24 protein-coding genes and 1 pseudogene are annotated in these 21,456 nt (G+C 67.0%); 14 read left to right on the top strand and 11 right to left on the bottom strand.

The features are described 5' to 3' along the window. The first annotated feature begins 2 nt into the window (after window positions 1-2). Window positions 3-431, top strand: coding sequence for a CopG family transcriptional regulator (locus F8237_RS18280; RefSeq protein WP_116970689.1), 429 nt, complete (start codon window positions 3-5; stop codon window positions 429-431). A gap of 50 nt (window positions 432-481) precedes the next feature. Here the strand turns inward: F8237_RS18280 and F8237_RS18275 are convergent, their stop codons facing one another. From F8237_RS18275 to F8237_RS18260, 4 genes are read right to left on the bottom strand one after another with little or no spacing between them, the layout of a single operon-like run. Then, window positions 482-1,069: a uridine kinase family protein gene (locus F8237_RS18275; protein ID WP_157973342.1), complete on the bottom strand. Its 588-nt coding sequence runs from the start codon at window positions 1,067-1,069 to the stop codon at window positions 482-484. A 49-nt stretch (window positions 1,070-1,118) separates the two neighbouring features. Next, window positions 1,119-1,574 carry an SRPBCC domain-containing protein gene (locus F8237_RS18270; RefSeq protein ID WP_137900600.1) on the bottom strand — a complete coding sequence of 152 codons (456 nt, stop codon included), beginning with the start codon at window positions 1,572-1,574 and terminating at the stop codon, window positions 1,119-1,121. Next, window positions 1,574-2,041, bottom strand: a complete 468-nt coding sequence (locus F8237_RS18265) for an SRPBCC family protein (protein ID WP_116970615.1) — start codon at window positions 2,039-2,041, stop codon at window positions 1,574-1,576. Before F8237_RS18265 ends, F8237_RS18270 begins: the two co-directional genes overlap by 1 nt. After that, window positions 2,031-2,369: an ArsR/SmtB family transcription factor gene (locus F8237_RS18260; RefSeq protein WP_116970616.1), complete on the bottom strand. Its 339-nt coding sequence runs from the start codon at window positions 2,367-2,369 to the stop codon at window positions 2,031-2,033. Before F8237_RS18260 ends, F8237_RS18265 begins: the two co-directional genes overlap by 11 nt. A gap of 161 nt (window positions 2,370-2,530) precedes the next feature. Between F8237_RS18260 and F8237_RS18255 the strand changes: the two genes are divergently transcribed. Further along, entirely contained in the window at window positions 2,531-2,956 is a 426-nt protein-coding gene (locus tag F8237_RS18255; protein ID WP_137900599.1) for an SAM-dependent methyltransferase, read from the top strand. Continuing rightward, window positions 2,953-3,891 (top strand): GNAT family N-acetyltransferase, encoded by a 939-nt coding sequence (locus F8237_RS18250; RefSeq protein WP_137900598.1) that lies wholly within the window; start codon window positions 2,953-2,955, stop codon window positions 3,889-3,891. The genes F8237_RS18255 and F8237_RS18250 overlap by 4 nt, the downstream gene beginning before the upstream one ends. Here the strand turns inward: F8237_RS18250 and F8237_RS36910 are convergent. Continuing rightward, window positions 3,869-4,115 (bottom strand): annotated as a pseudogene (locus tag F8237_RS36910) (VOC family protein); the annotation flags it as partial. The gene F8237_RS18250 and the pseudogene F8237_RS36910 sit on opposite strands and share 23 nt — an antisense overlap. Before the next feature lie 376 nt (window positions 4,116-4,491). Between F8237_RS36910 and trbB the strand changes: the two are divergent. The 11 genes from trbB to F8237_RS18190 are packed head-to-tail and all read left to right on the top strand — an operon-like array spanning window position 4,492 to window position 14,174. Next, a complete protein-coding gene (trbB, locus tag F8237_RS18240; RefSeq protein WP_137900597.1) occupies window positions 4,492-5,475 on the top strand; it encodes a P-type conjugative transfer ATPase TrbB in 984 nt (327 codons plus the stop codon). After that, on the top strand, window positions 5,472-5,804 hold the full coding sequence (locus F8237_RS18235; protein ID WP_033965391.1) for a TrbC/VirB2 family type IV secretion system protein: 333 nt from the start codon (window positions 5,472-5,474) through the stop codon (window positions 5,802-5,804). The genes trbB and F8237_RS18235 overlap by 4 nt, the downstream gene beginning before the upstream one ends. After that, on the top strand, window positions 5,804-6,085 hold the full coding sequence (locus F8237_RS18230) for a VirB3 family type IV secretion system protein (RefSeq protein ID WP_065998026.1): 282 nt from the start codon (window positions 5,804-5,806) through the stop codon (window positions 6,083-6,085). Before F8237_RS18235 ends, F8237_RS18230 begins: the two co-directional genes overlap by 1 nt. A gap of 10 nt (window positions 6,086-6,095) precedes the next feature. After that, entirely contained in the window at window positions 6,096-8,534 is a 2,439-nt protein-coding gene (gene trbE, locus F8237_RS18225) for a conjugal transfer protein TrbE (RefSeq protein ID WP_137900596.1), read from the top strand. Then, window positions 8,531-9,292, top strand: coding sequence for a P-type conjugative transfer protein TrbJ (gene trbJ, locus F8237_RS18220; RefSeq protein WP_137900595.1), 762 nt, complete (start codon window positions 8,531-8,533; stop codon window positions 9,290-9,292). Before trbE ends, trbJ begins: the two co-directional genes overlap by 4 nt. A gap of 10 nt (window positions 9,293-9,302) precedes the next feature. Further along, entirely contained in the window at window positions 9,303-9,686 is a 384-nt protein-coding gene (gene trbK-alt / locus F8237_RS18215) for a putative entry exclusion protein TrbK-alt (RefSeq protein ID WP_137900594.1), read from the top strand. 4 nt (window positions 9,687-9,690) lie between these two features. Then, complete coding sequence (gene trbL / locus F8237_RS18210; RefSeq protein WP_137900593.1) at window positions 9,691-11,031, top strand: P-type conjugative transfer protein TrbL; 1,341 nt, start codon at window positions 9,691-9,693, stop codon at window positions 11,029-11,031. Continuing rightward, on the top strand, window positions 11,031-11,714 hold the full coding sequence (gene trbF / locus F8237_RS18205; protein WP_116970736.1) for a conjugal transfer protein TrbF: 684 nt from the start codon (window positions 11,031-11,033) through the stop codon (window positions 11,712-11,714). Before trbL ends, trbF begins: the two co-directional genes overlap by 1 nt. After that, complete coding sequence (trbG, locus tag F8237_RS18200) at window positions 11,711-12,736, top strand: P-type conjugative transfer protein TrbG (RefSeq protein WP_116970735.1); 1,026 nt, start codon at window positions 11,711-11,713, stop codon at window positions 12,734-12,736. The genes trbF and trbG overlap by 4 nt, the downstream gene beginning before the upstream one ends. Then, entirely contained in the window at window positions 12,733-13,947 is a 1,215-nt protein-coding gene (locus F8237_RS18195; RefSeq protein WP_201280134.1) for a TraB/TrbI/VirB10 family type IV secretion system protein, read from the top strand. Before trbG ends, F8237_RS18195 begins: the two co-directional genes overlap by 4 nt. A gap of 2 nt (window positions 13,948-13,949) precedes the next feature. Beyond that, window positions 13,950-14,174, top strand: coding sequence for a DUF2274 domain-containing protein (locus F8237_RS18190; protein ID WP_116970734.1), 225 nt, complete (start codon window positions 13,950-13,952; stop codon window positions 14,172-14,174). Between the two features lie 34 nt (window positions 14,175-14,208). On the opposite strand, the gene F8237_RS18185 is transcribed toward F8237_RS18190, so the two are convergent. From F8237_RS18185 to F8237_RS18160, 6 genes are read right to left on the bottom strand one after another with little or no spacing between them, the layout of a single operon-like run. Further along, window positions 14,209-15,117 carry a LysR family transcriptional regulator gene (locus F8237_RS18185; protein ID WP_116970738.1) on the bottom strand — a complete coding sequence of 303 codons (909 nt, stop codon included), beginning with the start codon at window positions 15,115-15,117 and terminating at the stop codon, window positions 14,209-14,211. A 37-nt stretch (window positions 15,118-15,154) separates the two neighbouring features. Next, a complete protein-coding gene (locus F8237_RS36370) occupies window positions 15,155-15,406 on the bottom strand; it encodes a hypothetical protein (RefSeq protein ID WP_116970733.1) in 252 nt (83 codons plus the stop codon). Between the two features lie 24 nt (window positions 15,407-15,430). Beyond that, window positions 15,431-16,294, bottom strand: a complete 864-nt coding sequence (locus tag F8237_RS18175) for a DUF6671 family protein (protein WP_116970732.1) — start codon at window positions 16,292-16,294, stop codon at window positions 15,431-15,433. Between the two features lie 2 nt (window positions 16,295-16,296). Beyond that, window positions 16,297-17,202 (bottom strand): sulfate adenylyltransferase subunit CysD, encoded by a 906-nt coding sequence (gene cysD / locus F8237_RS18170; protein ID WP_116970737.1) that lies wholly within the window; start codon window positions 17,200-17,202, stop codon window positions 16,297-16,299. After that, complete coding sequence (locus tag F8237_RS18165) at window positions 17,199-19,757, bottom strand: YbcC family protein (RefSeq protein ID WP_116970731.1); 2,559 nt, start codon at window positions 19,755-19,757, stop codon at window positions 17,199-17,201. Before F8237_RS18165 ends, cysD begins: the two co-directional genes overlap by 4 nt. Further along, window positions 19,754-21,379, bottom strand: coding sequence for an NADH-quinone oxidoreductase subunit L (locus F8237_RS18160; RefSeq protein WP_116970730.1), 1,626 nt, complete (start codon window positions 21,377-21,379; stop codon window positions 19,754-19,756). The genes F8237_RS18165 and F8237_RS18160 overlap by 4 nt, the downstream gene beginning before the upstream one ends. Window positions 21,380-21,456: the final 77 nt, after the last annotated feature.

Raw genomic sequence — 21,456 nt, 5'->3', positions numbered from 1 at the left:
CGATGGCATCAAGCTCGAAAAAACAGCGCTTGTCCGTCTACCTCGACCGGGAGGTCATGAAGGCGCTGGCGGATTATGCCGCGCGCCGGGATCATTCGCGCTCTCTCGTCGCGGAGGCGGCCATCGCGTCCTTCCTGTCTCCCGACGCCGCCGAGCGGCAGGAGGCGGCCACGACGAAGCGGCTCGATCAACTCGATCGGCGCATGACGCGCATGGAACGCGACCTCGGTATCTCGGTCGAGACACTGGCGGTCTTCGTGCGCTTCTGGCTCACGACCAATCCACCCTTGCCTGAGCCGGCCCAAGCCGCCGCCCGCGCACAGGCCGGCGAGCGCTACGATGCGTTCGTCGCGGCCCTCGGCCGGCGACTCGCCAAGGGGCCGAAGCTGCGACAGGAAATCTCGGAGGACGTTCCTGCAGGCGGCAATTGATCGGTGCCGGGACCACCTCGGCTACGCGACCAGGTTTGCGACGCTCGGGCTCAGGGGGTGAGATTAATGGCCACGTCAAACGCGTCAGGGGGCATCACGCTCTTGAAGTAGAAATCCTCAGCTTCATGCCACTGCCGCTCCCAAGGTCCGATCGCTCCTTCCCGAGCGGCCAACCGCGCCAAGCGCACATCGTCCGGCGCCAAGAGCGCGACGCGCAGATCGAGCAGGTCGGCCAGTTCCGGACGCGCCGCATAGACCCCTTCCAGGATCACGATCGGCCTTGGGCCGATCCACGTCGGCTCATCGCGCAGCCGTCCATCGAAAGCGTCCCAGTCGAAGGCGCGCCAACATGCCTCCCGGCCGGCCGCAAGGCCTTGGAGCACCGATCGTTGTCTCGTCCAATCGATGCAGGCCGCTGCGCGCGCTACGGCGCTATCCGCCCGAAGCTCGATCCCGCCCGCATAAAAGTCGTCGCCCTCGATCACGCAGGCCTCGACCCGCTCGGCGAGCGTCCTCGCCAACGTCGATTTGCCGACACCACTTCTGCCATCAACCGCGACGATCAAGGGCAGCCCCTTACGCTGCGCCGCTTCGGTCATGATCCCGGCCAGCGTGACCTCATCGCTGGCACGCATCATTCGACCACTCCGTTCGCTGATTGCGTCGGGCTGTTCAGCGATCCTCCTTTCAAAGCACCTTCTCCACTTCATCGAGGAGCGCTCTCGTACCTGCTTCCCGGCCGGCGATGTCGCCGTCGAAGTAGGCGCCCTGTTCGGTCAGCTCCAAACGCGTACCGGCGCCATCGGAGTTGAAGCTGATGGTGACGAGCGAAGAGGACAGCGGCGTCCCCTCCAATGTCATGTGGTAGGCGTAGATGAGCGTGTTGCCCTCATCTACGTGCAGCCAGGTCGTGGCGTTCGTGAGGACGAAGTCCGCTCCCCGGGGGCTGAACCGGGTGAACTCAACGGCGCCTGCCACGGTCGGTTCGGCTGGCCGATACTCATGGATGGTCCAGCCGTCGGCGAAGACCAGCCACTTGCGCCGCGCGTCGGCCTGCGCGAACGCCGCGAAAACCTTGGCCGGCAGCGCAGAGTAATTCCGTTCGATGGTGAAGCTTCCGTGCTTGATCGGGTTGCCCGCCATCAGAGCCCTCCGGCCAAGGCTTCGAGCTGGTTGAGGCACGTGCCCCAGCCATCATGGAAGCCCATCTCCTCATGCTTCTGACGGTCTGCGTCTGACTTGTGGCGCACCAGTGCCCGATAGCGGGTGCCGCCTTCCACCGCCTCCATCGTGATGTCGGCGGTCATGAAGGTTTCGGAATTCGGACGGAACTCGGGCCCGACCGCATCGGTCCATACCATACGCTTCCGAGGCTCTGCCAGCAGCACGCAGCCTGGCGTTTCATCCATTTCGGCGCCGTCCGGCGACGCCATCACGACCGAGAAGATTCCCCCGGCGCGGGGGTCGATCGCGACGCGCGCTACCGTCCAAGGTTTCGGTGCGAACCATTGCTTGAGCAGGTCGGGCTCCGTCCACGCGCGCCAGAGCTGGGCGGGTGTGGCCCTGACCGTCCGCTCCAGCACGAGATCGAGTTTGGCATCATGCGTCACTATTTTCTCCTTCACCGGGTAGATTCGCTAGAAATGCATCGAGGCGGTCGAGACGCGCCTCCCAAAGTGACCGCTGCTGGCCCAGCCAGCCTTCGGCGGCTTTCGCCGTTTCAGCCTTGAGCCGACAGGTGCGGATGCGGCCGGCCTTGTCGGATTCAATCCATCCGCCCGCCTCCAGCACCTTCAGGTGCTTGAGGAAGCTCGGCAGCGCCATGTCATGCGGCGCGGCAAGCTCAGAGACAGGCGCGGGGCCGGCTGCCAGCCGGGCGATCACCGCACGGCGGGTGGGATCAGCGAGTCCGTGGAAAATCGAATCAAGGTTAGCCATATGGCTATCTATTGACTTGGCACAGTGCTCGTCAAGATACCTAGCCATATGGAAAGGTGTCTTCCATCCGGCGGAGCGAAGGTCATGATGAAACCAAACGACACGGACGACGTCGTCGCACCAAACCCGTCGAAGCCACCGAGCCTGTCCGGAGGAGAAAAGTGACTGAACGGCTGTCCCTACGTCTGAAGGCAATCCTCGAAGCCCTGCCTCTCTCGCCCTGTATACGCGTGCTCGAGGTGGGATGCGGTCCCGGAGCGCTGACGCGCGCCATGTCGTCGGCGATCGGCAGCGGGTATGTGCTCGGGATCGACCGGTCAGACCGGGCCATCGCGCAGGCGATCGCAGGCTCCAAGGAGCAGGTCGCTGCCGGCCGTCTGTCATTCCGAACGGTGGCGGCCGAGGATTTCGTGATGGGACCCGGCGAGGCGCCGTTCGATCTTGTCGTGGCGGTCCGCGTCGGCGCGCTCGACGGCCGTCATCCCGCGGCCGGCGCTCGCGCCTGGCCGCGAATTCGCGCGGCGCTTGCCCCAAGCGGACGGATCTTCGTCGATGGCGTTGAGATACCTGCGGAGACGCCAAGGTGAGGATCGTGCCCTTCACGATGGATCGTGCCGAAGACGCATTGCGCCTGATGAACCTGCTTCGGCTCACGCCGATCAGCCTGCCCGAGTTCCTGGACCGCGAGGCACGATGGCCGGCGGGCGATCTGCGTCTGCGCTGGCTTGGTTACGACAATGACCGGGCCGTTGCCCTCGGGCAGATCGCCAACTCGCCCTATGCGCTATCTGATCATCTTGCCGTGCAGGTCACTGTCGATCCCGATCATCGCGGCCGGGGGAGAGGCAGCACCATGCTCGGCCTTGTGGAGAGCGAAGCCATCGGGCGCGGTTTTCGGGGGCTTGTCGCCACGATACCTGAGGCAGCATCCGGTCCGCAGGCCTGGGCCGAGGCACGCGGGTTTCAGCGCCACGCGCTGCGTTGCGACAGTCTGCTCGACCTTCGGACCTTCGACGGTCAGTCGGCAGTGCGCGCGGGGGTGACGCTCTCGGACATGACCGGAGCCAGTGAGGCGCAGTGGAAGGCGGTGGCGATGCTGTTGCAGACCCTCATCGCCGATGCGCCCGACATGCGAGACCTCCCGTCATGGACGTTGGCGCGCTGTTTTTCGGTACTGCGCGAGACTCCGGCCTCGCGACCGGAATGGGTCGTTGTTGCCGGGTTTAACGGCAGACCCGTCGGCCTCACCATCGGCCACGCTTTGGGCCAGGAGATCTATTCCTACTTCACTGGCGTGTTGCCCGACTGGCGCGGCAGGCATGTCGGCCTCGCGCTCAAGCTGCGCCTGATCGCTGCGGCGCAAATGTCGGGCATCACGACGATGCGGACAACGAACCTCGACGCCAATACTGCGGCGCTTCGGCTCAACGCCTCGATTGGCTTCCGTCGCGTTCCCGGCAGCCTGGAGGTCCGCAAGGCTTTGTCTGCGGTCGATTTCGCTACCTCGGCGAATCCCCGGTAACATAGCTGGCTGCGAACTCCGCGCTGGCCGGGATCGGCTTGATGATGTCGATCAGCACCCCCGTTGGGGTCGCTAGTGATGAAGTGGCGCTGGCCGAAGTCCTCATCGCGCAAGGACAGGAGCATAGGGATCCCGTCGGCAACAACCTGGCCATGCACGGTGTCAACATCGTCGACTTCGAAATTGAGAAGGATGTCAGTCGCGCGTCCGCGGGCGACGTAAGGTCGCTTGGTACTGCGCGCGATCTATCCGATTCCGACGTATTCGCACCCAATGGCAGACGGTCTTTCTTACAAGCGATCCTGGCCATGCGAGTGCCCAGAAGCTCTCTGCGATATGATCGCGGAAGTGATTGAGTACGGGGTTCGAGAGCTACAGCACATTCGAGATATCTCTTTAGCGCCATTGGACGATCTCCAAAGTTGGGCACGCTGACCGGCGAAGGATCGCAAGCTATTCCGCAGGTCCGCCCTTTACCTGTATTTCTACGCTACGGTTCTACGAACGCATTCCCTTGTTGCCGCGCCCACATTTCTGCCTCTTCTACTCATCCCCGATCCAGGGCCGCTCGTCCGCGGTCCCTTCACGAACGGGGACGACATGGCGGCTTCTCACCAGCGATCCGAGGCGAGCTTACGCGGCGCGCGCATGTTGCGCACCGCGCTCGGCCCCGCCATCGCCGGATTCCTGGAAGACCCCACAGTCGTCGAGGTGATGCTCAACCCCGACGGGCGGCTCTGGATCGACCGCCTGTCCGAGGGGCTGTCTGATACGGGAGAGTGCCTGTCCGCCGCCGACGGCGAGCGTATCGTGCGCCTGGTGGCGCATCACGTCGGCGCCGAGGTTCATGCCGGCGCACCACGCGTCTCAGCCGAGCTGCCCGAAACCGGAGAGCGGTTCGAGGGGCTGTTGCCCCCCGTCGTGGCGGCGCCGGCCTTCGCGATCCGCAAGCCCGCCGTCGCGGTCTTTACGCTGCAGGACTACGTCGCGTCCGCGATCATGTCGGCGGATCAGGCCGACGTCCTTCGTCGCGCCGTGGCCGATCGGCGCAACATCCTCGTGGCCGGCGGCACCTCGACCGGCAAGACCACGCTCACCAACGCCTTGCTCGCCGAGATCTCAAAGACCGCCGACCGCGTCGTCCTGATCGAGGACACGCGCGAGCTGCAATGCGCGGCCCCAAACCTGGTCGCGATGCGCACCAAGGATGGCGTCGCCACCCTCTCTGAGCTGGTCCGCTCGTCGCTGCGCCTGCGACCAGACCGTATCCCCATCGGTGAGGTGCGCGGGTCCGAGGCGCTCGACCTCTTGAAGGCCTGGGGCACCGGCCACCCTGGCGGCGTCGGCACAATCCACGCCGGCACCGCGCTAGGCGCGCTACGCCGCCTCGAGCAGCTCATCCAGGAAGCCGTCGTCACCGTCCCGCGCGCCCTGATCGCCGAGACGATCGATCTGGTCGCGGTGCTGAGCGGCCGCGGGTCCAATCGCCGCCTGGCCGAACTCGCCCGGATCGAGGGCCTCCGTCCCGACGGCGACTACCACGTAACCCCCGCAACCCAGCCCCCCTCAGGAGATCCCGCATGATCCGCCGGTCCTTGGCCCTACGTCGCCGCCTCACAACGGCGGTCAGTCTCGCGCTTTTCAGCGTTGCGTTCGCGCCGGCCGCCCACGCCTCCGGCTCGTCCATGCCGTGGGAGCAACCGCTCAATCAGATCCTGCAGTCCATCGAAGGACCGGTCGCCAAGATCATCGCGGTGATCATCATCATCGTCACCGGCCTGACGCTCGCCTTCGGCGACACGAGCGGCGGCTTCCGCCGGCTGATCCAGATCGTCTTCGGCCTCTCGATCGCCTTCGCGGCATCGAGCTTCTTCCTGTCGTTTTTCTCCTTCGGCGGCGGGGCGCTCGTTTGATGACGGGCCTTGCCGACAGCGCCGGCGAAGTGCCTGGCTTCAGCGTGCCGGTGCACCGCGCCTTGACGGAGCACATCCTGCTTGGCGGCGCGCCGCGCTCGATCGCCATCCTCAATGGCACGCTGGCGGCGGCGCTTGGCCTCGGATTGCGCCTCTGGCTGGTGGGCTTGGGACTCTGGGCGGTCGGGCACCTTGCCGCCGTCTGGGCGGCCAAGCGCGATCCGCAGTTCGTCGATGTGGTGCGCCGCCACCTGCGTATCCCCGGCTTCCTGAACGTCTGAGGCCGACCGCATGATGAACCTTGCCGAGTATCGCCGGACCTCGACCCGCCTCGCCGACTTCCTACCTTGGGCGGCGCTGGTTGGCGAAGGCGTTGTCCTCAACAAGGACGGCAGCTTCCAGCGCACAGCACGCTTCCGCGGGCCCGATCTCGATTCCGCGGTGCCGGCTGAGCTCGTCGCGGTCGCCGGCCGGCTCAACAACGCCTTCCGCCGCCTGGGCTCCGGGTGGGCGATCTTTGTCGAGGCCCAGCGTCACAGCGTCGGCGCCTACCCGGCGAGCCGCTTTCCAGAGCCCGCATCCGCGCTGGTCGACGCCGAGCGCAAAGCCGACTTCGAGGAAGACGCCTCGCATTTCGAGTCGAGCTATTTCCTCACCTTCGTCTTCCTGCCCCCGGCCGAGGACGCCGCACGCGCTGAAAGCTGGCTCTACGAAGGCAAGGCCGAGAAGGGCGTTGACGCCTGGGAGGCGCTGCGCGGCTTCGTCGATCGCACCAACCGCGTGCTCCAGCTCGTCGAGAGCTTCATGCCCGAATGCGCCTGGCTCGATGATGGCGAGACGCTGACCTACCTTCATTCGACCGTCTCTACCAAACGCCACCGCGTGCGCGTGCCCGAGACGCCGATGTATCTCGACGCGCTGCTGGCGGACCAGCCGCTGACCGGCGGCCTCGAGCCGCGGCTCGGCGAGGCGCATCTGCGCGTCCTCACCATCGTCGGCTTTCCAACGGCGACCACGCCCGGCCTGCTCCACGATCTCAACCGCCTCGCCTTCCCCTATCGCTGGTCGACCCGCGCGGTGCTGCTCGACAAAACCGACGCCACCAAGCTGCTGACAAAGATCCGGCGGCAATGGTTCTCCAAGCGCAAGTCGATCGCCGCGATCCTGAAGGAGGTGATGACCAACGAGGCCTCCGTGCTGGTTGACACCGACGCAGCCAACAAGGCGGCGGATGCCGATCTCGCGCTGCAGGAGCTCGGCGCCGATTATGCCGGTCAGGCCTATGTCACGGCGACCGTCGCCGTCTGGGACGCTGATCCACGCGTCGCGGCCGAGAAGCTGCGCCTGGTCGAGAAGGTCATTCAGGGGCGCGACTTCACCGCGATGCCTGAGACGGTCAACGCCGTCGATGCCTGGCTCGGCTCCCTGCCGGGTCATGTCTACGCCAATGTTCGGCAACCGCCGATCTCCACCCTCAATCTCGCCCACATGATTCCCCTGTCAGCGGTGTGGGCGGGGCCGGAACGGGACGAGCATTTCGGTGCGCCCCCCTTGCTGTTCGGCAAGACCGAAGGCTCCACCCCGTTCCGGTTTTCCCTTCACGTCGGCGACGTCGGCCACACCCTGGTGGTTGGCCCGACCGGCGCCGGCAAGTCCGTCCTGCTGGCGCTGATGGCGCTGCAGTTCCGGCGATACCCGGGTTCGCAGGTCTTCGCCTTCGACTTCGGCGGCTCGATCCGTGCGGCTGCGCTTGCTTGTGGCGGTGACTGGCACGACCTCGGCGGCGGCTTGACGGAAGGCGCCACCGACAGCGTGTCGCTGCAGCCGCTCGCCCGCATCCAGGAGGTGCCCGAGCGCGCCTGGGCCGCCGACTGGATCGTCGCCATCCTCATGCGCGAGGGCGTGACCATCTCGCCCGAGGTGAAGGAACATCTCTGGACGGCGTTGACCTCGCTGGCCAGCGCGCCGGTGGGCGAGCGCACGATCACCGGGCTCGCAGTCCTCCTGCAGTCCAACGACCTCAAACAGGCGCTCCGCCCCTACTGCGTCGGCGGCCCCTACGGTCGCCTGCTCGACGCCGAGAGCGAGCATCTGGGTCAAGCGTCCGTCCAGGCGTTCGAGACCGAGGGCCTGATCGGCACCGGCGCGGCGCCAGCGGTGCTCCCCTATCTGTTCCACCGCATCGAGGACCGCCTCGACGGCAGCCCGACCTTGCTGATCGTCGACGAAGGCTGGCTGGCGCTCGATGACGAGGGATTCGCCGGCCAGCTTCGGGAATGGCTGAAGACCTTGAGGAAGAAGAACGCCTCCGTCGTATTCGCCACGCAGTCGCTGTCGGACATCGATGGATCGGCCATCGCGCCCGCCATCATCGAGAGCTGCCAGACCCGGCTGCTCCTGCCGAACGAGCGGGCGATCGAGCCGCAGATCACCGCGATCTACCGGCGCTTCGGCCTCAACGACCGGCAGATCGAGATCCTCGCCCGGGCCATGCCCAAGCGCGACTATTACTGCCAGTCCCGCCGCGGCAACCGGCTGTTCGAGCTCGGCCTCGGCGAGGTCGCGCTGGCGCTATGCGCCGCATCCTCCAAGACCGACCAGGCCGCCATCGAGCGCGTCCTCGCCGAGCACGGCCGCGACGCCTTCCTCGCCGAATGGCTGGGCCTGCGCGGCGTCGGCTGGGCCGCCGACCTGATCCCCGACCTCACCAACCTGGAGACCCGACCATGATCCTTCGTCGCTCGCGCGCGGCCCTTTTGTCCGCCAGCATCTTCGCCGTGCCCGTCGCGTTGTCGCCGGTCCTCACCACCCCGGCCGCTGCGCAGTGGGTGGTCTACGATCCGACCAACTACGCCCAGAACGTCCTTCAGGCGGCGCGCGCGCTGCAGCAGATCAACAACCAGATCACCTCGCTGCAGAACGAAGCGCAATCGCTGATCAATCAAGCGCGCAATCTGGCCAGCCTCCCCTACTCCTCGTTGCAGCAGCTTCAACAGTCCGTGCAGCGGACCCAGCAGCTCCTGAATCAGGCGCAAAACATCGCCTTCGACGTCCAGCAGGTCGACCGCGCCTTCCAGTCGACCTACGGCAACGCCTCACTCTCCGCGTCTGACGCCCAGCTCGTCGCCCAGGCCCGCGAGCGCTGGCAGAACACGGTTGGCGGTTTGCAGGACGCGATGCGGGTGCAGGCGGGCGTCGTCGGCAACATCGACACCAACCGCACGCAGCTGTCCGCGCTGGTTGGCCAGAGCCAGGGCGCTACCGGCGCGTTGCAGGCGGCCCAGGCCGGCAACCAGCTCCTCGCACTCCAGGCCCAACAGCTCGCCGATCTCACCGCCGTCGTCGCCGCCAACGGCCGCGCGCAATCGCTCTCGGAAGCCGAACGCGCGGCGGCTGCCGAACAGGGCCGCGAGCAGCGCCGACGGTTCCTGACCCCCGGCGTCGGCTATCAGCCCGGCAACGCCCGGATGTTCCCAAGCGGGAACTGAGGGCGAGCTTATGGACGGCAAGCTTTTCGCGCGGATCGGGGCCATCGTCTTCGTCGCTGTCGCGGTCACTGCGACGGCGATCGAGATGACCCGGAAAGAGGAAGAACCGGCGGCGGCGTTCGCGCGCGCCGCCGTCGCGGTGGCGGCCGACCCGCTGCGCGCGGAGCTGATCCGGTGCCAGCGCCTCGGCGAAGCCGGTCCCCGCGATCCGGCATGCCTCTCCGCCTGGGCGGAAAGCCGCGAGCGGTTCCTTGCTCCCGGCGCGCGGCCGGGCGTGCGCGCCACCCCGGCCACCGAGGTTCCGCCGACGCCGCCCGACGCGGCCGGAACTCGCTCCATGCCGGATGATCCGATCCGCAAGGAAATGGCGCCGCAGCTGGACGAGGCCCGATAGCATCATGGGCGGCACCGGCGTCATCGATCATTTCCTCGAGATCTTCACCCGCTACATCGACAGCGGCTTCGGCCTCTTGAGTGGCGAGGTCGCGTTTATCGCGACCACGCTGATCGTCATCGACGTAACGCTCGCCGCCCTGTTCTGGAGCTGGGGCGCCGACGACGACATCATGGCGCGCCTGGTCAAGAAGACCCTGTTCGTCGGCGTGTTCGCCTACATCATCGGCAACTGGAACAACCTCGCGCGGATCGTCTTCGAGAGCTTCGCCGGCCTCGGCCTGAAGGCCTCCGGCACCGGTTTCACGACCGCCGATCTGCTGCGCCCCGGCAAGGTCGCGCAGACCGGGCTCGATGCCGGCCGACCGCTGCTCGATTCGATCTCCAGCCTGATGGGCTACTGGTCGTTCTTCGAGAACTTCATCCAGATCGCCTGCATGTTCCTCGCTTGGGCGCTGGTGCTGCTCGCCTTCTTCATCCTCGCCATCCAGCTCTTCGTTACCCTGATCGAATTCAAGCTGACGACTCTCGCCGGCTTCGTGCTCATCCCCTTCGGCCTGTTCGGAAAGAGCGCCTTCATGGCCGAGCGGGTGCTCGGCAACGTCATCTCGTCGGGCATCAAGGTCCTGGTGCTCGCCGTCATCATCGGTATCGGCTCGACACTGTTCTCCGAGTTCACCGCCGGTTTCGGCGGCGCCAATCCGACTATCGATGAGGCCATGGCGATCGTGCTCGCCGCACTGTCGCTGCTCGGACTTGGCATCTTCGGGCCCGGCATCGCCAACGGGCTGGTGTCCGGCGGCCCTCAGCTCGGCGCCGGCGCGGCGGTCGGGACCGGGCTCGCGGCCGGAGGCATGATCGCCGCCGGCGGCGCCGCGGCCGGTCTGGCCGCCGGTGGTGTCGGAGCCGTGGCCGGCGGCGCGGCCGCCGCCGCACGGGGCGGCGCCGCGATGGCGGGCGGCGCGTCCACCGCCTACAGCCTCGGTGCGGCGGGTCAGTCGGGCGCGGCTGGCGTGGCTTCCGGCCTCGGCGGCGTCGCCCGCGCCGCCGGCAGCGGGGCGACTTCGCCGCTGCGCCGCGCCGCGGCCAGCATGAAGTCGAGCTTCTCGGAGGGCGGCAAGACCGCGTTCGAGGCGACGGGCGGTTCGTCGACCATGGGCTCGATCGGCGGCGGCGCGACGGACGCAGCCTCGTCGGCGGCCAGTGACGCGCCGCCCGCCTGGGCCCGCCGCATGAAACGCTCCCAAGCCCTCAGCCACGGCGTGACGGCCGCCGCGCACGCGGTGCGCAGCGGCGACAGCCATGGCGGCGGCTCCTCCATCAACCTCTCCGAAAGCGACCGCTGATGTTCAAAAGACCTTCCACACACTACGGCAAGACCCCCGAGCCCGAGACGCCCTACCAACGCGCCGCCCAGGTTTGGGATGACCGGATCGGCGGCGCCCGCGTCCAGGCCAGGAACTGGCGGCTGATGGCCTTCGGCTCGCTGATCCTGTCTGCCGGGTTCGCGGCCGCGCTCGTCTGGCAATCGGCGCGCGGCACGGTCGTGCCCTGGGTGGTGCAGGTCGACCGGCTCGGCCAGGCGCAGGCGATCGCGCCCGCGGTCGCGGACTATCGTCCCACCGATCCCCAGATCGCCTTCCATCTCGCGCGCTTCATCGAGCAGGTCCGCTCGATCCCCGCCGACCCGATCATCGTCCGCCAGAATTGGCTGCGCGCCTACGATTTCACCACCGATCGCGGCGCCGCGGCGCTCAACGACTATGCACGCTCGAACGACCCCTTCACCAAGGTCGGGCGGATCCAGGTCGCGATCGACGTCTCGAGCGTGATCCGGGCGTCGCCGGACTCGTTCCGCGTCGCCTGGACCGAGCGCCGCTACGAGAACGGCCAGCTCGCCGAGACGAGCCGCTGGACCGCCATCCTCACCATCGTCGTGCAGGTCCCGAGCAATGCCGACCGGCTGCGCGCGAACCCGCTCGGCATCTACGTCAACGCCATCAACTGGTCACGGGAGCTTGGACAATGAAGCCGTCTTTCCGTAGAGCCGGAAACCCGGCTTTCCGCACGTCCACAATCGCGGCTTTGCTGCTCTCAGCAACCACGCTCGCCGGCTGCGCCACCACGCAAAAGCCGCCCGAGATTTCGTATGACGACGCCGCGCCCGCAGTGCAGACGGTTGATCCGCCTGCGCCGGTCCAGGTCGTGGAGCTGCCACGCCCGCTGCCGTTGCCCGGCCAGATGAAGCCGGTAGAGGAACGTCGCCGGACGCCCGAGCCGACCGATCCTGCCGCGCGGGTCAACCAGGCCAATGCCGCCGCGCGGGTGCAGCCGGTTCGCGACGGCTTCATCAACGCCATGCAGGTCTATCCGTGGACGCAGGGCGCGCTCTATCAAGTCTATACCGCCGTCGGGCAGATCACCGACATTGCGCTCCAGCCCGGCGAACAGCTCGTCGGCTCGGGGCCGGTGGCCGCCGGCGACACGGTGCGCTGGATCATCGGCGACACCCAGAGCGGCTCCGGCGCGACCACCCAAGTCCATATCCTGGTGAAGCCGACCCGTGCGGACCTGATGACGAACCTGGTCATCAACACCAACCTGCGCACCTACCATATGGAGCTGCGCTCCACCGAGCGGACCTATATGGCGTCGGTCTCCTGGCAGTATCCGCAGGATCAGCTGATCGCGCTTCGCCGCCAGAACGCGCAGGCCGAGGCGGCGCGGCCGGTCGCTACCGGCGTCGACCTCGCCAACATCAACTTCCGCTACGCCATCGAGGGCGACCGCGCGCCTTGGCGGCCGCTGCGCGCCTATGACGATGGGCGGCAGGTGTTCATCGAGTTCCCCCGGGGCATCGCCCAGGGCGAGATGCCGCCGTTGTTCGTGGTCGGCCCTGAGGGCAACACGTCCGAGCTCGTGAACTACCGCGTTCGCGGCAACTACATGATCGTCGATCGCCTGTTCGCGGCCGCCGAGCTGCGGTTGGGCGCCGGCGATCGCCAGAGGCGGGTTCGCGTTACCCGCACCGACGGGAGGCCCACATCGTGAGCGAGCCGCAGTCCCCGAAAGACGAGACGGCGCCGCTGACGGGGGCCGCCCCGGAGGCTGCCTCGACCATGCGGCTGCGCGCCGAAGCACCAAGGGTCACGCGGCTGTCACGCAAGGTGCTCGCCGGGATCGGGCTGGTCGCGAGCGTCGGCCTCGGCGGCGCCCTGATCTACGCGCTTCAAACCCGCGACGGCGGCAAGGCCTCCGAGGAGCTCTATTCCACCGACAACCGCTCGACCGCGGACGGCTTGGCGAGCCTCCCGCGCGACTACAGCCGGGTTCCGCAGCTCGGACCACCGCTCCCAGGCGATCTCGGTCGCCCAATCCTCGACGCGCAGAACCGCGGCCAACCGGTGCCGGTGCCCGGCATCGCCACGCCGAACCCCGGCCTCAGCGCCGAGGAGCAACGACGTCTCCAGGAGATCGAGACCGCGCGCACTGCCAAGCTCTTTGCCGGGACGGAGGGCCGTCCGCTGTCATCGCCGGCAGCCGGCGTTGCCTCTGTCGCGCCCCCACCGGCGCCCGATCTCACAGGCCTCGGGCTGGCGCCGCAACCCGCCACACCCACAGCGCAGGATCGGCAGCTCGCCTTCCTCAATGCCGCCGCCGATCGGCGCACGGTCGCCCCCGACCGCGTCGCCGCGCCGGCGTCGCCGAACATCCTGCAGGCGGGCGCGGTCATCTCCGCCGCGCTCATTACCGGCATCCGTTCCGACCTTCCGGGCCAAATTGCAGCCCAGGTGACCGAAAACATCTATGACAGCCCAACCGGACGTACCCTGCTCGTGCCACAAGGCACGCGCATCATCGGCCAATACGACAACAACGTTCAGTTCGGTCAAAGCCGCGTGCTGCTGGTCTGGAACCGGCTGATCTTCCCGAACGGCCGGTCAATTGTGCTCGAGCGTCAGCCCGGTGCTGATGCGGAAGGCTACGCCGGTCTTCAGGACGGCGTCGATTATCATTGGTGGGATCTCGCCAAGGCGGCTGGCCTCTCCACGTTGCTAAGCGTCGGCGCCGAGCTCGCGACCAACGATGAGAACCGCCTGATCCAGGCGATCCGCAACGGCGGACAGGACACCATCAATGACGCCGGCCAGCAGATCGTCCGCCGTCAGCTCAACGTCGCGCCGACGCTTACGATCCGACCGGGATTCCCCGTACGGGTCATCGTAACGCGCGACCTTGTTCTCGAGCCCTATGGAGGTTGACCATGGCGAAGCTGAAACTTGGCGCCCTCGACGACGACAAGCCGGTTAAGGCGTCGGTCGAACTGCCGGCGACCGTCCATCGGAACCTGATCGCCTACGCCGAGGTGCTCGCGCGCGAGACGGGTCGGCCTGTCGGTGATCCGATCAAGCTGATTTCACCGATGATCGAGCGGTTCATGGCGACCGATCGAGCGTTCGCAAAAGCGCGTCGGACAACAGGTAGCTGAACCGCATTCGACGACATTGTAATTGATTCAAGACTTAGGAATCGACGCGTGACCTTGCGAGCCCTTGGGGCGCTGACAGCGACTTGGCGAGGCTGAGCAATCGTCTCAAGGCCGGATTGTCGTTTCGCGGAGACCATACGGCACAGAACGTGAGGAGATCGTCCGAGAGCGGCCGGTAAACAACACCGGGGAAGCGCGTCGCTATGGTCGCTTCGCTTGTCAAAGTCAGACCTCGCCCAAGGGCCACGAGGTGCATCAGATTATCTCGCCCAACGCGATGGCTCTCAATGCTCGGGTGACGACCGAGGTCAGCGAGGTGCTTGATGAGATAGTCGTGGATTTCGGGCCCGGGGTCGGTATCGCTGATGATGAAGTGTCGCTCGTATAGGGCCGCCCACGAAATAACCGCCATCTTCGACAACTCGTCACCCAGGGGGACTGCCACATAAACGCGTTCCGTCCAAAGCTGTGCCACATCACAGCCCTCCGCGCTCGGTTCGCCAGTGAGAAACGCAACGTCAAGTTCAAGCCGCTGTATCGCGTTGATGTGCGTAGACGGTCCGCCCTCGACAAGGTCGGGTCGGATGGCCGGATGTGCCGCAATGAAGCTGCGCAGCAGATCAGCGAGGAATCCGGAAGCAAGAGAAGAGAATATGCCGATCCGGACAGCTCCAGCCTCTCCACGCCCGTGCGAGCCGGCATCCATCGCTGCATGACCAATATGCCGCAGGGCCTTGCGTGCCCGGACGAGAAACTGGTTGCCTGCATGGGTGAGTTGAACGCCCCCGTGATGGCGGACAAACAGTGCTGCGCCGATCTCATCCTCAAGGTCGCGCACGCGGCGGCTAATAGCGGACTCGTGGACTCCCATTGCTTTAGCGGCGCGCCGGAAGCTCCCCCGCTCGGCGGCTGCAACCATGTAGCGAAGATGCCGAAGCTCCATCCTTTCAACGCCTCCTGTCATCTCTCGAGGCGCAGGCTCAATCCTTGTCGACGGACTCGACGGCGCCGCTGTCGGGTTCCGCGTAATAGGAGCTCAGCGCTGATCGGCATCGTGCTGTCGACAGGTGTTTCAATATTTCGAGGTCGTTGAGGACATCAAAGGGGTTCCGATCAAGTGCGCTACGCAGCGCGTCCTTTAGCCACTTGCTCATACCAGGGTGCGACAGGACCCATTCGATCATCGAGTCGGTGTCTGCTGGGCCGTCGCGGGGCTTTCCGACTTCTGCCATGTGGACCTCCTCTCTCGACTGACCTCAGGGGTTGCAATCGCCGCATTGACCTGGGTCCGCCGTCGTCGCTGCGACGGGGCGCTCGATCCGATGACCACAGCCCTCGCACGAAAGCACGTCCGCCTTGATCGCCAGAGTTGGCCCGCCGCACCACGAACAGGGCAGACCGGAAAGCCGCTCGGTTACCGCGAATCCGGGCGCCGCGCACACGGGACACTTGCTGCGGAACCGGCGGACCAGATCGAGGGTGGCGGCTTTGATGGCGCGCATGCGGGTCGGGTTGCGATGGGCTCGCATGTCGGTCTCGACGAAGGCCGCGCCGCACATCGCGATCGTCTGAGTCACAGCGTTGTCGAGGTCCGCCGCGCTGGCGATGTCCTTGATGAGCGCGCGGCCAGGCGCCGGCTCACCGTCGATGCAGCCGATGACGATCACGCCATGACCGGGGAACTGGGCCCGCTCGCAAAATGCGCGCGCGCTGGGCAAGTCTGAAACAACCGCGTGACTGAAGTTGGTGGTCAGGCTCGCATGACGACCGATGAGCTCAATCCCGCGCGCGCGATCGGCCAGGACGACGATCTCGCGGGCGAGCGGCGCGAACGGGATGTAAGGATGAGGGCCGAAACTGCCTTCGCTGGCCAACGCGAACTGAGCGTCGGGCGCTTCCGCGAACGCCGCCGCGATCTTGGCCCGCGCGGCATCGAGCTGCGAGCCGGTCCGCTCGACGTCCCGGCTGAAGGTCCCAAACCGGTCAGTATCGATGCCGCTGCTTACCCTGACGCGCACGCCGAGCGATCGTTCCAGCAGCGGCGCGATCACCCGCTCCTTGGCGTGCATCGTCGCGAGCATCGCCAGTTCATCGTCGTAGGGGCGCGGAGCGGCCGGCATGACTAGAAATACCCCTCCCGCTTCTTCTGTTCGAGCGAGCCGCCGTCCTCGCCGTCACTGATCCGGCCCTGACGTTCCGATCCCGTGGCAGCCAACGTCTCCTGAACGACTGAGCGGAGGTCGGCCGCGTCGGATTCGACCGCCGCCGTCACCGGCCAGCAGCCGAGCGTCCGAAAACGCACGGTCTTGGTTTGGACGGTTTCGCCGGCCCGCAGTCGCATGCGGGGCTCATCATCGACGACGATCAGCCCGCCGCCCCTCTCGACAACCGGCCGGGGCGCGGCGAAATAGAGCGGCGCCAGCGCGATGTCGTGTGTCAGCGCGTAGGTCCAGACGTCGGTTTCGGTCCAGTTCGAGAGCGGGAACACCCGCGCCGACTGATCCTTGCCGAGCCGGGTGTTGTATAGGTTCCAGAGTTCGGGCCGCTGTTGGCGCGGATCCCAGACATGGCCGGCGCTCCGAACGGAAAACACCCGCTCTTTGGCCCGCGACTTCTCTTCGTCGCGGCGCGCCCCGCCGAAGACGAAGTCATAGCCGCCCTGGTCCAGCGCGGCCTTGAGCGGCTCGGTGCGCATCTCCAACGTATAGCGATCGCCATGATCGAACGGGTTGAGACCGGCGGCGCGCGCCGCCTCATTGGCGTGGACGATCAACTCGAAGCGATGCTCTCGCGCGAAGCCGTCGCGGAAGTCGAGCAGCGACTGGAACTCCCAGGTCGAGTCGATGTGGAGCAGCGGGAACGGAGGCCTTCCCGGGAAGAAGGCGCGCAAGGCGAGGTAAGCGAGCACGGTCGAGTCCTTGCCGGCCGAGAACAGCATCACCGGCTTGCGCGCTTCGGCGACGGCTTCGCGCAGGATGTGGATCGCCTCCGATTCCAGTCGCGCGAGGTGGGACAGCCGTGCGGTCATGCGGCGGCTTCCCATTGAAGCCCACCGACGTAGCGGCGGATCACCCGGCCTTCATCGGCCAGCCGGAAGAGGTGAACCCAGCCGTTGTCGACGAGATGACGAACGCCCGCGTGCTTCTCGATGACGCCATTCAGCGCGTCTTCGGGGGCTGCGATGAAGACGTTGAGCCGCAGCGGTTCATGCACGAAGCGCTCGCCGTCGTGGACCGACTGCCAGGGCAATCCCACCTTGAGGTCACCGGAGTTGCCCTCCAGCACCCCCAGCTGCCCGACGACGTTGTGCAGCACCTTGTTGCCGCTGCCGAAGGCGCGGTTGTTCACGGTCGAGCCGTAATATTGCAGGTTGATCCAGCTCGCGACGACCATCGGCGCGGTCATGATCAGTTCGAGCACGCCGAACCCGTCGTCCTTGCGCCAGTCATAGTCGTGCAGGAAGGCGCGGCCGCCGAGATCGAGCCCGCGCGTCCGTGACCGCGGCGCGGCGATGAAGGCGGCGTTGCCCGCGAGCCCCCATTCGGGACGGACCTGCGCCCAGTCGCGGCTACGCGCCTTCACCGCACGATCAACGTCCCTGGTCTTGTCGATTCCGAGCCCCAGCGCGCGTTCGGCGCGCGCCAGCGACGAAGCCTTCGCCAGCGCCCTGCGCAGAGCGGCGAGATCGGCGGCGTGGGACGCGGGGAGATCGTCCGCGTCGAAGATGTGGACCTCGTCGGTGGTCGTATCGTGCAGGCAGCCCAGGAACCAGGTGTCCTCGGGGATATCGATTCCCTTGCCGGCGAGACCTCTGCGCACGCCCGGATCGTTGAGGATGGCGGCGGCGACCCGTGCGTTCGCCTCGCCGGTGTGGCCGCCGCACGCGCCGCAATCGAGCCCCGAGGCATGGGGATTGTTGACGGTCGTGCTGCCGTGCCCGGTGAGCAGGACCAGGCGCGCGAAGTCTTGCGTCATCGACATCGCGCGCAGGACGGCCTCGGCCATGGCGACACGCTGCGCGTCGTCGAAGCCGGTGAGCCGGCCAGCCACCGCGCGGGGATCTAGACGCGGGCCCACCCGATCGATGACGCTCTCGTCGAGGCCATCGGTATTGGGGTCGCTGACCGTCCGGGTCAGGCGCGCGCTGTCGCCGACGAGCTTGCCGGCGAACAGCAACCCCGCCGTCTCGACATAGGTGAAGGAAGACACCGCCGAGAGCTTGAACGCCTTCCACGCCTTCGCCGCGCGGCGGCGCAGCAGGCGCCGGTTGAGGATCTCCGCCTCCTCGGGCTCGGAAGCACCGGCGACCGCCTCGCAGACGACGAAGGCGGGTTTGAGCAGCACCGGGCATTGCGCGCCGCCGGTGTCGCGGCCGATCGGCACATATTCGATTGGGAAGCCGAAGAAGCCGGCGAAGCCGATCGTCTCGGCGTCGGGGCAGACCGTCTCGAGCGCGCGCCGATAGACCTCGGAGCGCACGTCGATGCAGAACGCCGCCTGGAACGCCTTGCGCACAGCCTTTGAGGGCACGGGGGATGCGAGGTGCTGCCCGAGCCGCGCCAGTAACTGGCGCTGATACCCGGCCTCATAGGCTTCGTGCAGCATCAGATCGACGACCAGCTCCGGATCGTCGCCAAGGCGCTCGTCCTCCGGCAGCGCGGTGGCCTCTGCCATCGCCTTCGACCATGCCGCCCTAAAATCCGGGTCGGCGCGTTCGAGGAACAGCGCATAGCCCCACACCACCCGGATCGCCAACAGCTGCACCAGCGTGTCGTCATCGCGCCCGTAGAGCGAGTTGTCCCAGACGCGGTATCGCGCATAGGCGGCCCAGCCGCCGACATCGATCAGCGCGCGGTGCAGGTAATCCTCGACCGCGCGCTCGGGGATGCCGAGCGCGCCCACGACTGCGGCGATCGCTTCGCGCGGGTCGTCCGGCATGGCGGCGACGGCCTTGCGGAAGCCCTTGATTCCCATCGTCTCGGGGTTGCGGTCGAACTGCATAGCCGCGCGCCAGGCGGCGTAAGGCGGCAGCGCCCGCGACGGCAGCTTCCACGCGGCTTGACCCTCGTCGAAATAGGCCGCGCACCACTTCGAGATCTCGTCGATCATGAAGGCAGTGCGCGAGGCTTGGCGGTCGCCCGCCGACAGGCTGTCGAGAACCTCGGCGACGGTCGCAACCACTGCTTTTGGCCTCTTCGTCACCGGGTCTGTTGCGGCCGACCGGCGCAGCGCCGCGTCGTCGCTCGCCAGCGCTGCGTGACCGGACGTCGCGGCGACCGCCGCCTTCAGGTCGCGATCCTCGATCCGTCCCGCCGCCAGCGCTTCTCGGTAGAATGCACGCGGCATCAGCATGTCGACGCCGGCGACGCGGCGCAGCGTCGCGCACGTCGAGGAAAAGCTCTGGTCGCTGAAGCCGAGAAACGGATTGACCGCGACGAAGTGCTTGAGCGGCCAAAGCGGCGCGATCTTATTGCACGCCCGGTCGATGGCGGCGTCGATCGCCGGGCGTGGCGGGTTGGCCACTGGCTCCGCATCTTGCGCCCGCCTCGGCGGGTCGATCGCGGCGGCGACGGCATGGCTCATGAGGGAACTCCGCTGACAGGGGTCGAAGGAACGATCGCGGGCGGCGGCGGCGGGCTTGGCCAGAACCGCAGCACCAGCCGGTTGGCGAGCGTGTTGACGTAGAGGCCGTTGGCAAGGTGGACGTAGGCCGCCTGCCAGCGCGGGGCGTCCGCCTTGCCCGGCAAGACGCTCTGGAAGACGGTCACCGCCGCGAACGCCAGGACGACCAGGGCGACGATGACGAGGTCGAGTGGTCCGCGCAGCGCCTGCACCGGGGGCAAGGACCCGGCAAGCACATGCTCCACCGCCCATTGGAGTCCGAAATAGGCGAGCGACACCACCAGTGCGAGCGCGGCCGTCCGGCCGACGACATAGAGGCTTGGCCGCTCGTCGAAGGCCTGGGTTATGAGGTGCGCGAGACCCAGCATCACCACCGCGCCGAGGGCGAACACACCGGGTTGCGCGGTGATCGTCGCGCCGAACAGCGTCCCCACGACCAAAGCCGCGGCCAGGACCAGGCCGACGATCATCGCCATCCGGGCCGGGTGCGGCTGACCGCCGGGGCTCGGCGACCACGACGCCCGCGCCAGGTCGATGACGCTGCCAGACGAGAGGAAGGCGTGGGCCTTGTAGAGCGAGTGAGCGACGATGTGCAGCAACGCTGCGGCGAACGCGCCGAGCCCGCATTGCAGCATCATGAAGCCCATCTGGGCGATGGTCGAATAGGCCAGCGAAACCTTGACGCTGGTCTGGGTCAGCATGACGACCGATCCGAACAGCGCGGTAACGCCGCCAACGATGACCAGGATCTCCATCGATGGCGACGAGAGCGAAATGACGTCGGCGAAACGCAGCACGAGGAAGCCGCCGGCGTTGATCACGCCGGCGTGGAGGAGCGCCGACACGGGTGTCGGTGTCTCCATCACCTCGGTGAGCCAGCCATGCAGCGGGAACTGCGCCGACTTGAGCAGCGCGGCGATCACCAGCAGTACCGCGACCGCATGGATGGCAGCGGGAATGTCTCCGCCGACGCGCATCGCCTCCGCCCCCGCGAACAGGACCGCATAGTCGAGACTGCCGAAAGCCTGATGGAGCAGCACCATCGCCGCGATCAGGCAGAGATCGCCGAGCCGGCTGGCGAGGAATTTCTTGCGCGCGGCGAGCACGGCCGCCTGCCGCTCGGGATAGAACAGCAGCAGCTTGTTGAGCCCGAGGCTGGTCGCGATCCACGCCAGCGCGAACTGGAACAGATTGCCCGAGACGATCAGCAGCAGCACCGCCGCGAGGGTCAGACACAGCCACTTGGTGAAGCGGGCCTGCCCGCGGTCGCCGTCGAGATAGTTGCGGCTATACAGGACGACGATCAGGCCGACGAAGGCGACCAGCACGAACATGATCGCGGCCAGAGTATCGACGTAGAATCCCAGGCCGACACCTGCGAACCCCACCGTGCCTGTCACCAGGGGGCCGTTGACCGCGACGCAGAGGCCCGCGGCTGCGGCCATCGCCAGGGCGAAGCCGGCGATCCAAGCGGCGCCCCCTCCGACCTGTCGCTGACCCGACTTGGCGCTTCCGGTCGCCAATCCGGCGACTGCGAGCGCGAATGGTCCGAGAGCGAGGCACCAGGTCAGGTTCGGCGTCATGGTCGTCTCCAGCGAGAAGCGACCTATCAATTAACGCCACATGCGGGTTCTTAATAATACAAAGATTGCGGCACTTC

The sequence above is a fragment of the Bradyrhizobium betae genome (assembly GCF_008932115.1).
Lineage (GTDB): Bacteria > Pseudomonadota > Alphaproteobacteria > Rhizobiales > Xanthobacteraceae > Bradyrhizobium > Bradyrhizobium betae.
The sequence above is the reverse complement of the archived record's forward strand: the minus strand, read 5'-3'. Positions and strand labels throughout refer to the sequence as shown.